The 10,716-nt window shown below is 40.6% G+C and carries 11 protein-coding genes; all 11 read right to left on the bottom strand.

Annotation, left to right across the window (positions count from 1 at the left end; all coding sequences use genetic code 11):
* Window position 1 precedes the first annotated feature (1 nt).
* The 11 genes from D1868_RS05445 to purC all read right to left on the bottom strand — a co-directional run bounded on the left by D1868_RS05445 (window position 2) and on the right by purC (window position 10,695).
* On the bottom strand, window positions 2-1,177 hold the full coding sequence (locus D1868_RS05445; protein ID WP_156006309.1) for an argininosuccinate synthase: 1,176 nt from the start codon (window positions 1,175-1,177) through the stop codon (window positions 2-4).
* Between the two features lie 89 nt (window positions 1,178-1,266).
* On the bottom strand, window positions 1,267-1,407 hold the full coding sequence (locus D1868_RS05440; RefSeq protein ID WP_156006307.1) for a ribbon-helix-helix domain-containing protein: 141 nt from the start codon (window positions 1,405-1,407) through the stop codon (window positions 1,267-1,269).
* An 88-nt stretch (window positions 1,408-1,495) separates the two neighbouring features.
* A complete protein-coding gene (locus tag D1868_RS05435) occupies window positions 1,496-1,942 on the bottom strand; it encodes a hypothetical protein (protein ID WP_156006305.1) in 447 nt (148 codons plus the stop codon).
* 57 nt (window positions 1,943-1,999) lie between these two features.
* Entirely contained in the window at window positions 2,000-2,962 is a 963-nt protein-coding gene (gene purM, locus D1868_RS05430; RefSeq protein WP_156006303.1) for a phosphoribosylformylglycinamidine cyclo-ligase, read from the bottom strand.
* Window positions 2,956-4,389 carry a phosphoribosylamine--glycine ligase gene (purD, locus tag D1868_RS05425; RefSeq protein ID WP_156006301.1) on the bottom strand — a complete coding sequence of 478 codons (1,434 nt, stop codon included), beginning with the start codon at window positions 4,387-4,389 and terminating at the stop codon, window positions 2,956-2,958. Before purD ends, purM begins: the two co-directional genes overlap by 7 nt.
* A 5-nt stretch (window positions 4,390-4,394) precedes the next feature.
* Window positions 4,395-5,606 (bottom strand): amidophosphoribosyltransferase, encoded by a 1,212-nt coding sequence (locus D1868_RS05420; RefSeq protein WP_156006299.1) that lies wholly within the window; start codon window positions 5,604-5,606, stop codon window positions 4,395-4,397.
* 4 nt (window positions 5,607-5,610) lie between these two features.
* Window positions 5,611-6,945, bottom strand: coding sequence for an amidophosphoribosyltransferase (purF, locus tag D1868_RS05415; protein ID WP_420824483.1), 1,335 nt, complete (start codon window positions 6,943-6,945; stop codon window positions 5,611-5,613).
* Window positions 6,932-9,055, bottom strand: a complete 2,124-nt coding sequence (gene purL, locus D1868_RS05410) for a phosphoribosylformylglycinamidine synthase subunit PurL (RefSeq protein ID WP_156007965.1) — start codon at window positions 9,053-9,055, stop codon at window positions 6,932-6,934. The genes purF and purL overlap by 14 nt, the downstream gene beginning before the upstream one ends.
* Window positions 9,052-9,732: a phosphoribosylformylglycinamidine synthase I gene (gene purQ, locus D1868_RS05405; RefSeq protein WP_156006295.1), complete on the bottom strand. Its 681-nt coding sequence runs from the start codon at window positions 9,730-9,732 to the stop codon at window positions 9,052-9,054. Before purQ ends, purL begins: the two co-directional genes overlap by 4 nt.
* On the bottom strand, window positions 9,707-9,976 hold the full coding sequence (locus tag D1868_RS05400) for a phosphoribosylformylglycinamidine synthase subunit PurS (protein WP_156006293.1): 270 nt from the start codon (window positions 9,974-9,976) through the stop codon (window positions 9,707-9,709). Before D1868_RS05400 ends, purQ begins: the two co-directional genes overlap by 26 nt.
* Before the next feature lie 14 nt (window positions 9,977-9,990).
* Window positions 9,991-10,695, bottom strand: a complete 705-nt coding sequence (purC, locus tag D1868_RS05395; protein WP_156006291.1) for a phosphoribosylaminoimidazolesuccinocarboxamide synthase — start codon at window positions 10,693-10,695, stop codon at window positions 9,991-9,993.
* Window positions 10,696-10,716 lie beyond the last annotated feature (21 nt).

Genomic DNA, 10,716 nt, shown 5'->3' with positions numbered 1-10,716 from the left:
GTTAATCACTCCTTACTTCTCTCGTGAGAAGTGAATGCATACCGAATATCTCAATGAAACCTCTTGCCATCTCATCCGTGGGGTACCATCCTTTATTATAACTTGCTACCTTCTCCGAGAACGGCGAATATTTAGGCTTCCTTCCGAGTATCCTCATTCCATTACCGTCAATCTCTACTTGGACTTCACCCGTAATCCACTTGTTTAAGTTATCTCCAGCTAACTCTAGGGTTTCCCTCAGAGGCTCGTACCAGAGACCTTGATATACCAAGTCCGACCATTGAGAGTCGATTACCTTCTTAAATCTCAGCTCTAGGGGGGAGTATGTTGACTTCTCCAAGTCTTTATGTGAGTATATTAACACTAATGCAGCTGGAGCTTCGTAAACTTCTCTAGACTTAAAGCCTACAACCCTATTCTCGAGGTGTTCAATCCTCCCGAAGCCTCTTGAACCTGCTAGTTCGTTAAGTATCTGAACTAATTTTACGAAATCCATTTTCTCGTTATTAACTGATACCGGTATACCTTTATCGAACTCGATAACGAGTTTCAGCTTTTCGTTAGTTTTTCTTTTCGTCCATTCAAAAGCATCTTCAGGTACTTCTATGGATGGGTCTGAAATTATATCTCCTTCTATACTTCTCCCCCACAAGTTTTCATCAATACTGTATTTACTACTCTCTGATTTAACCGGAATTCCCTTCTCTTTAGCGTACTGTAATTCAGTCTCCCTAGTCATTTTCCATATCCTTGCAGGAGCAATAACCTTGGCTTCTGGATAAAGGGCTTTAACTGCTAAATCAAACCTAACCTGATCGTTGCCCTTTGAAGTGGAACCGTGAGCTACAGCGTCTGCTCCTTCTTTTTTAGCTATCTCAACAACCTTTTGAGCGATGAGCGGTCTGGCTAATGCTGTCGCTAAGGGGTAAACGTCCTCATAAAGTCCGTTCATCTTTACGGCGTAAGAAAGAAACTTATCAGCAAACTCCTTTTTCGCGTCAATTGTATAGTGCTTCTCTGCTCCAGCTATATATGCCCTTTTTTCTATATCTTCAAAATTATCTTTTTGCCCTACATCTACTGTGACTGTTATAACGGTGGCGTTGAAGGTTTCCTTTAACCATTTTATGGCAACTGTTGTGTCAAGACCTCCTGAGTATGCAAGGACTATTTTCATTTCCGTGTTTACAAAGAAAATTTAATATTTAAGATATGGTCATCATCAGAAAAACGAATTCTCTAGGTAGGGAATGTTGAAGGAGTCCTTTAGCCCTTCTTTTTGTGTACATAATAATCAAGTGCTTGCCTAAGAAAATCAGTTCTACTTTCTAATCCCAGCTCTTCAGTGTACTTATCAATCTTTGAAACTATTTCCTCTCTAAGTCTAACACTTACAACTTTCTTCATGATCTCCTATAAAAAATGGTCATACCATCTTATAAGAGTAGTGACTAAAAAACATGACATAAAAAGCGATTAATCAGAGTAAAAAGTTTTAACTTACTGAAGTAAGTATTACGGCGTTCTTTGCTTTCTTGTATTCCTCTAGCCTCTCTGTCATAGTTTTAATGGTAGCTGTAAGTATATCTTTATGATATTTTCTAACATGTTCCTCAGCGTCTTCCTTAGGAACTGAGATGTCACATATAGTACACGTATAAAGTTCATCCTCTCCCTTCTTAATTATCGGTTTAATATCCTTTGAGATTTCCTTAATAATCGGAATAATCTTTTTAGCCCTTGCTTCACTACCACTCTTTTCAATAATCCTCTGAGCGTAACCCCTAAGCTGATGTTTTGATATCTGATATTCATAGGCAACTGACGCTGGACCTTCCCCCTTCACTAGGTATTTCTCTAGAGCATCTATTATGTATTCACTACCTCCTAGTATTTTTAATGCTATATAATTAATTAGAGATTTTGTATCCATCTGTTTCATATATAGTCACTAGACACCTTTATTATCGCCAGAGTTTAAAAGGACTACTGTTGCTTTTCATAGATTTAGAACTTGACCCCTATAAGTAGTTATTTTAATACCTTCTCCTTCTTCTACTTTTCCCAATTCCATTACTTTCTCTTTCCCTTCTAAAGTCTTTATTATTTCCTCTACATTTTCCTTAGATACAAATAGAACCATACCGATTCCCATATTGAATACTTTATGCATCTCTTCATGTGAAACTCCACCATTTTCTATAACTTTAAACACTTCAGGTGGATCTGGAAGTCGGATAGAAATGCGGTAATTTGTTATCCTCCTAAGTTTAGTGAAGGAACCACCAGTGATATGGGCAGCAGCTTTAATTTTGTCTAAGATAGACAAAACAGAGTTTGAGTAAATCTTTGTAGGTTTTAATAGCTCATCAGCCCATTTTTCTAAACTAATTTTACCTTCGTCTATAAGTTTTCTCACTAAGGAGTAACCGTTAGAATGAATTCCGTTACTTGCAAGACCCAAAATTACGTCACCGGGCTTGACATCCTGACCGGTCTTGAGTTTATCTGCAACCCCCACCACAGAGCAAGACAAATCATAGCCAGTTATAACCCCAGGCATAATAGCAGTCTCACCGCCAACAATAATAGCTTGTGACTCCTCAGCTCCATGTTTTAGGCCTCTCAAAACCTTCTCCACTACATCGTCCATAGGTTTCTCTAGCGCTAGGTAATCAACCAAAGCGATTGGCTTAGCCCCTACACAAGCAATATCATTAACGTTCATTGCCACGCAATCTATACCAGTGGGTTCAATAATTCCGGTCTTTAAGGCTAACAGTGTCTTAGTACCTACTCCGTCAACATGCATTACAATATACTTATCTCCTAATTTAATAGCTCCAGCGTAATGTCCTATTTTTATGGGAAGATCAGAAGAAGAGAGGTAAGAGGAAATAAAAGAATGATAACTTCGTAACTTGTTCAAATCCACACCAGATTTAGAGTATTCGCTCACCAAAGACCACCGTTAGGAGACCAATCCGCAGATATTCCCAGCATACCGTTCTTTTCCCTCGATTTGTAAGTATACCTCACTATCTCAGCCTTCTCCACTTGAACTTCTAAAGTATTCCCTATGTCGTGCCTATAAATCAGCTTCGTATCGGAACTAACTAGAGAGAAGCACTGATCTAATTTATTACTTGCATTAATAAAATCATCTATAACAACTATCTCTATCGCTCTTGAACCCTTGGTCACTAGGGACATTCCCTCTAAAGCTACAGAACCAAAGTAAACATTACAGCCCAATTCTCTCATCTTAGGTAGATCTAAGGAGATCTTGTGGCCCGAAGCCATTTTCTTGTCTAAAGGATAGCCTAAGGGAGCTACAGCCCTAACTATTGAAGGCTTCTCTTCAACCTCTAGCTTTGCTTTGCTCAAGTGCCTTGTAGCAGTTAACTCGAGGATCTCAGCGAAATCAGATCTAATTCTAGGGATTATTGCTGAAGCCTCTGGGTCTCCTAATCTCGAATAATACTCAATTATAGTTGGTCCCCACAAACCTGTCAACATCATCTGACCAGATAATACGCCTATATAATCCATTCCGGTTTCCTTCCTTATGGCTTCTGCAGTTAGCTTTACTATCTCTAAAGATTTCTCGTACTCTTCCTCGTTTATGAATGGTAATAGGTGGTCTGGGCCTGATATAGATCCCATTCCACCCGTCTCTGGACCTATTCCGTCTTCGTATGCGTTCTTATAATCCTGAGCTAGAGGCAGAGGCAAGTATGAGTATCCATCGGTTAATACGTGGAGGGTGTACTCAGGTCCGTCAACTTTCTCTTCAATGATTAGTTTAACCTCATCCTTTACTAAACCAGCTATATTATTCACACCTTTGCTCAAGGCATTTCTCTTTTCCTCGCTCAGATAAGCTTGAAGATCCGCAACGACCTTCACTCCTTTTCCCCCTACTTGCTCCGACGGTTTTATTGCTATCGAGCCTCCAAATTCTAAGATAAACTTAGACGCTTCAGCGAGGTTATTAAACGCCTTAAACCTAAGCCTACCTGGGATATTATATTTCCACATCAACTGCCTCATCCATACTTTAGATTTCTCTATCATTGCACCTTCTTTATTAGGACCAACTACTGGGATCCCTTCCTCTCTAAAAGCGTTTGCCACACCTTCAAAGAGAGGGTCTTCTGGACCTATAACTCCAAAGTCCGGGTTGACTTCCTTTATTACTCTCCTAACATTCTCAATGGATAGAATATTCCCAATATAATACTTACCTCCGGTTTTGTCTACAACTTCTTTTATACCCGGGTTTACATAACTGGACATTGCATATACTCTATAACCTCTATTAGATTTGCCCAATGCTTCGGCTAATGCGTTCTCCCTAGCTCCGTCCCCTATTAGTAGTACTTTCATGATTTTCACACCTCCTTTGGATAAGACTTAGTCATACACCCTACACATAAGGACTTATGACCGATGACCTTATACAAGCCTTCTAAGCTCAACCAGTAAATGGAGTCAGCTCCTATCACTTTTGATATTTCCTCATCTGATAGGTTAGCGGCGATCAAGTCTTTTTCTTCGGGAACTTCCATTCCGTAAGGACAGTAAGAAATTAACTTAGGGCTACCGATCAGCACGTGAACTTCTTTAGCACCCAAAGATCTCAAGCTAAAGATAGTGTTCTTTAGTGTTCTTCCAGTCACCATTGAATCGTCAACAAGGATTACTCTCTTCCCCTTTATAGAAGCCTTTATTGGATTAAGCTTTAACTGAACTCCAATTACTTTAAGGAAGTCGTCTGAGGCAAGCATAGTCCTTATAGGGCTACCGGTCCTCGTAAAGCCGAGAGTGAAAGGAATTCCAGTCTTTCTAGAATAACCTATTGCATAAGGAATTGCAGTGTCTGGAACTCCTATTACTACATCAGCATCTATCCTTTTTTCCTCGGCTAATTGCTCTCCTATTTTAACTCTAACGTCGTATATATCTAACCCAAATACGTGGCTATCTATCCTGCTCTGGTATATTATGTCAATCGAACAATACCTAGGTTTAGGATCTTTTATTCTAGAATATGATACATTATAAGTGTCTATGTAAACCATTTCGCCTGGCTGGATCTCTCTTTTGAACTCTCCTCCTATCACGGAAATTCCAGAGGTCTCTGAAGATAGTATTGCCAAATCGAAACCAAAACCCCCTATTTCCAAGGGTTTCACACCACTCTCGTCTCTGTAACCAATCATCCTGCCATCCTTAGTAAGAAATATCATTGAAAAAACTCCTTTACTTTCTTGTAACCCCTTCTCCGGGTCTTTGTAAACGCTTTTTAACAAACCCTCTACATCTTTCACAATGCCGTCTATGACAGCAACACCGTAATCTGTCGCTAAGGGATATCCTTGTTTAGTCCCATTATAAGCTACTCCGGCCCACCCTTCTAGACCTTTAACATCTAGATCCTCCGGAGCCACGTTACTGGTAATGGTTGAAAAGCCATTGTCGTTAAGAGTCGATATACCGCTATAGGAATAACCCCTATGCTGAAGCCCTATTGAACCGTAGTATAGGAACTTACTTACATTCCATATTTTATCAAATGCATATATACCTAATATACCTCCCATTTTTTCACCTCTTAAACACGGATTCCAGTTGGGACATATCGTACGAGAATTTAAGGGGATATACCCCAGAAAAACATGCATGACATAAGTCTTTTCTACCTATCGCACTTATCATCTCCTCAATAGTGAGGTACTCTACACTATCTGCACCTATTTCACTTGCTATTTCTTTTTCCGTCTTGCCATAAGCTATTAGCTCACGTGATGTTGGAAAATCGATCCCCATATAGCAAGGATAACGTATTTTAGGGGAGCCGACTCTTACGTGAACTTGCCTAGCCCCGTTATCCCTCATCAATTTAACGATACGCTTCATCGTATTCCCTCTCACAATCGAGTCATCGATTAACACAATCCTTTTGCCTTGAATGGCGTCCTTGACTACCCCAAACTTATCCTCAAGAACGCTTTCCCTCTTATCTTGTGTAGGCATTATGAAAGACCTCTTAGCGATCATACTCCTTACTAACGCCAACTCTAAAGGAATCTTAGACTTTCTTGAATACCCTACGGCTATTGGGATAGAGGATTCCGGTACTGGGACAACTATGTCAGCATCCACGTAGTGTTTCTCGGCAAGGATTTCACCAAGCCTGACTCTTGCTGAGTAAACGGAAACTCCGTCAATCACAGAGTCAGATCTGGCAAAGTAAATGTACTCAAAGGAGCAGAAAGATACCGGGCTAGAAGCTATGATTTCGCTTTCGATATTCCCGTTCTTATCAACATAAATCATCTCTCCTGGTTTAACATCTCTTATTATACTCCCTCCTAATTGTCTGATGGCAGAGTCCTCAGAGGCAATCACATAATTTTCTCCTATCTTACCTAAGACTAGAGGCCTAAAGCCCTTGGGGTCTCTGAAGCCTATTAACTCCCCGTCTGAAGTTAATATAACAATGGAGTAAGCACCATCGGCAATGTCTGCAAGTTTCCTTATCCCTGCCTTAATATCTTCACTCTCACTTAGTACCTTAAGGATGAATTCCGTATCTGTATTAGTGCCAAACTTGTAATAATTAGGAATAGTACCGTTAAATGCTAAGGATATTTTTCCGTTACTGAGAGGTTGTGCCTCGTCTATAGTCCCCTTTCCGGTGGTAGAATACCTTACATGACCTATGGACAAGTTAGAGGATTTAAGAAATATGGGATCTATTGCATCCTCAACTAAACCCATGCCTTTTAAGGTCTTAATGCCTCCGTCAATATAGGAAATCCCGGCTGATTCCTGACCCCTATGTTGTAATAACTTGAGCACTTCGTATGCAATAAACGTAGCCTTGTTATCCTTACTCCACACTCCAACTATTCCGCAATGCTCCTTAATCATTCTCAATCACCTTATAGAGGTAATTATAATAATTTTCAATCTCCCGCGATAGATCTAAGGACTTTCCGTCTATCTTAAGTATACCAGAATCGGAATTGACTTTACCGATTACTGACGCCATAACCCCCTTCTTATTCCTGATGAACCATTCAGGGTCATCAGTTAACACCACGAATCTACCACTAGATTCAGAGAAGAGTTTTACAAGCAAATCGTCTCCTGCATCAGTCTTTATCTGACTGGTTTGAACCTCTAACCCACAGTTCTTCACAAGGATAGGAAATAAGGCTGTTACTAACCCTCCTCTACCCACATCTTTCGAGAACTTAACTTTACCCTCGTTTATCCCTTGGATGATCAACTCACTTGCTAATAGATCCTCGTTTAGCCTTACCTTAGGAACATCACCAAAACTACCGTAAAGTTTAGTCAAGAAGGTACCGCGTAATTCGTTTCTCGTTAATCCCAACATCACGACACTTAAACCATTCTCTACTGAGGGTCTAAGGAATTTGTTTTCAACTAGCCCAGCCATTACAATGAGTGGTGTAGGCTTTATCGGTTTACCCTCTTTGTTTTCATTGTGGAAAGAAACTTTACCGCCGACTACTGGTGTATTAAAGAACTTAGCAGCCTCTGCAATACCTCTTAAAGCTTCTACGAATGTGTAGTAAACCTCCGGCTTTCTGGGGTCACCGAATTGAAGGTGATCTACAATACCTATCCCTTTAGCACCTACTGTGGCTAAGTTCCTATAAGCTTCTGCTACTATGTATTTACCGCACTCATAAGCATCCTCTTCACATAAATCTGGATTCGCGTCTCCCTTCACAGCCAACAATTTCTGGTTCGGTAAGACTATTACTGACGCATCAGCTTCCCCAGGCTTTATTACTGTCGAGGTACCTACTTCGTAGTCGAACTGGGAGTAAGCCCATTCCTTACTTACGAAATCGGGATGAATCAGCGTCTTTCTTATAGCTTCTTCTATGTTAATTTCTGGTCTCTCCTTAACTTGTTTTATAGGTCTCTTTACATCCCACATGAAAAGAGGTGGGGAAAGAAGTAAATCAGAAGGCAACCTTACGACGTCTTTACCCTTATACCGAAACCTAACTATACTGTCTTCTGTAAAGTAGCCTATTTCTGCGCATGGATATTCATAATACTCAAACTCTTTACATACCTCCTTTACCTTTTCTTCCTTGACCGCAAACAGCATTCTTTCCTGAGTCTCAGATATGAGAATTTCTTCAGGAGTTAAATCAGAAACTCTTAACGGGACTTTGTCAAGATCTACTACGGCACCGAGTCCGTTAGCCATTTCAGTGACCCCGACCACCAGCCCTCCACCTCCTAAATCCTTAATGGCGTCAACCTTATCTGCTACAGCCAGAGTAACGTCTAGTACTATCTTGCCCGCAAAGGGGTCAGCAATTTGAACAGCACCTATCTCGTTCTCTCCGCTCAACTTCCTAGACGCAAAAGATGCTCCTCCTAAACCGTCCAGGCCAGTAAGACCGACTATAACAATCCTGAGCCCAGGTTGTTTTACTATACTGGGAACTATTCTGTCCTTTCTTACGATACCTATACCTGCAACATCTACTAGCGGGTTATCGTCATAAGTTTCGTCAAAAGATAATTCACCACCTACTACTGGAACTCCAATACTATTACCGTAAAATCCTATACCCTTAATAATGTTCTTCAGGAGCCATCTGTTCTTGTCTTTATTTAGGTTACCGACTCTAATCATATCCAATAAGGCTATAGGAACAGCACCCTTACTTATAATATCCCTAATAATGCCCCCTACTCCGGTAGCAGCACCATTAAAGGGGTCAATTGCTGAAGGGTGATTGTGACTCTCCAGTTTTAATACGATTGCCCAGCCATCACCTACATCCAATGCTCCAGCGTCTTGCCAGTCCTCTATTCCCATCACTACTCTCTCCCCAGTACTCGGAAAGCTCCTCAGATAAACCTTAGACGACTTGTAAGAGCAATGCTCAGACCACAATGCGTCTATTGTAGCCCATTCAGCTTCAGTAGGTTCCCTGCCCAACTTTTTCCTCACTAATTCCATCTCGTAAGCTGAAAGACTCAACCTCACCATTTTCTCAACCCCCTAAACAATAATAACCCGTCCGTAGCACCATCAGGGGAAGTTAACTTGAAAGAAGCCCTCTCAGGATGGGGCATCATCCCGATTACATTTCCTTCCTCATTAGCTACTGAGGCTATATTAAAAAGAGAACCGTTAGGATTGTACTTCTCGTCTACGGTACCGTCTTGACTTGTATAATAGAGTACTGCAAGTCTTTTAGCCCTTTCCGGGTCGGTGTGATAGTACCTTCCCTCAGCATGGGCTATGGGCATTTTAATGATATCTTTCTCTAAACCTTTAGTCAGGACAGTATCTTTCCTTCCTACCTTCAAATAAACCCATTTGCTAATGAACCTCAAATTCAGGTTAGGCAACAAAGCACCTTCAAGTAATCCACTTTCTACCAAAATTTGGAAGCCATTACAAATTCCTATGACGACTTTTCCCTCATCGGCCATTTGCTTGACTTTTTTCATTGTCTCCGTGCTAGCCGCTATACTACCCGCCCTAAGATAATCACCGAAGCTAAATCCTCCTGGTAGAACTACAGCCTTATATTTATCGGGATCGAAATCCTTAAATTTCACTATTTCTGCATCAACTGAAGCCTCGAGAAGTGCTTTATAAACATCAACTTCACAAGTAGTCCCGGGGAATTTAATAATCGCCGTCTTCGTCCCTATTCACCCTTACAATTATCTTGTGGACTATAGGATTGTACAATCTACCTTCCTCTGCAATTCTCTTTACCGTCTTTTCAGCATCTTCTGGAGTGGAAGATTCAACGTTGAAAAGAATGTATTTACCAGCTCTAGTACTATTTACGTTTTTACTGATCTTTTCTACGACATATTTCTGTATTGTTTCTCCTTCCGGATCTCTTATCCCATCCTTATTAAGTATTATTAGCTCAACCTTGTAGATCACTCATTTCCACCTCTTCACGACGTTATTCTCTTGAAGAACTCCTCGTAACTCCTCTTTACGGTCTCCAGATCGGCTCCTTTCCTATATAGATCCTTATCGAGAATTCTTAGAGTGTCTTTTTCCCTGATTCTCATAGAGTCTAATGTAATTTCGTCTCCTATAATGAGCTTGTCACCAAGCCTTCCGAATTCCAGTTTAAAGTCGTAAAGTAGTAGCCCCTTTTCGAGGAAGAAATTATACAGCACGTTATTTACTTGCTTCATTACTTCCTCTACTTGTTCAGCCTCCTTTCTCGTAAACAGCTTAAAGTATTCCATGTGAGAGTAGTTAAGTAAAGGATCGTGCCTTTCATCGTCTTTTAGGAAGAACTCCACTATTGGAGGATTGAACTTTTCGCCCTCTTTTATTGGAAGCCTTTTCACAATACTTCCGGTAGCTATATTCCTCAAGACGACTTCTACTGGAACCATGCTTAACTTTTTCACTATCATAGTCCTTTCATCATACATTCCTACATAGTGGGTCTCTATCCCCTTAGACTCTAGAATTCTGAAGAGGAAAGCTGATGTCTGAGCGTTTAATACTCCTTTTCCCGGCATTTCATCCTTTCTAGCTCCGTCTCCAGCCGTTATGGAGTCCTTGAAGTAAAGAAGGTAATGTTCTTTATCGTAATCATATACTATTTTCGTTTTACCTTCTGCGACCTTTGCAAAATCCATAATCGTGATTTACACGCGCGG

Source organism: Stygiolobus azoricus (genome assembly GCF_009729035.1).
GTDB classification, from domain to species: domain Archaea; phylum Thermoproteota; class Thermoprotei_A; order Sulfolobales; family Sulfolobaceae; genus Stygiolobus; species Stygiolobus azoricus.
Note: the sequence above shows the minus strand (reverse complement) of the source record. Positions and strands in the feature narration are given on the sequence as shown.

Bases quoted from the DNA above. Each gene is read 5' to 3' on its own strand.
- D1868_RS05445 (WP_156006309.1), bottom strand. From the start codon at position 1,177: ATGAAAATAGTCCTTGCATACTCAGGAGGTCTTGACACAACAGTTGCC.
- D1868_RS05440 (WP_156006307.1), bottom strand. From the start codon at position 1,407: ATGAAGAAAGTTGTAAGTGTTAGACTTAGAGAGGAAATAGTTTCAAAG.
- D1868_RS05435 (WP_156006305.1), bottom strand. From the start codon at position 1,942: ATGAAACAGATGGATACAAAATCTCTAATTAATTATATAGCATTAAAA.
- purD (WP_156006301.1), bottom strand. From the start codon at position 4,389: ATGAAAGTACTACTAATAGGGGACGGAGCTAGGGAGAACGCATTAGCC.
- D1868_RS05420 (WP_156006299.1), bottom strand. From the start codon at position 5,606: ATGGGAGGTATATTAGGTATATATGCATTTGATAAAATATGGAATGTA.
- purC (WP_156006291.1), bottom strand. From the start codon at position 10,695: ATGGATTTTGCAAAGGTCGCAGAAGGTAAAACGAAAATAGTATATGAT.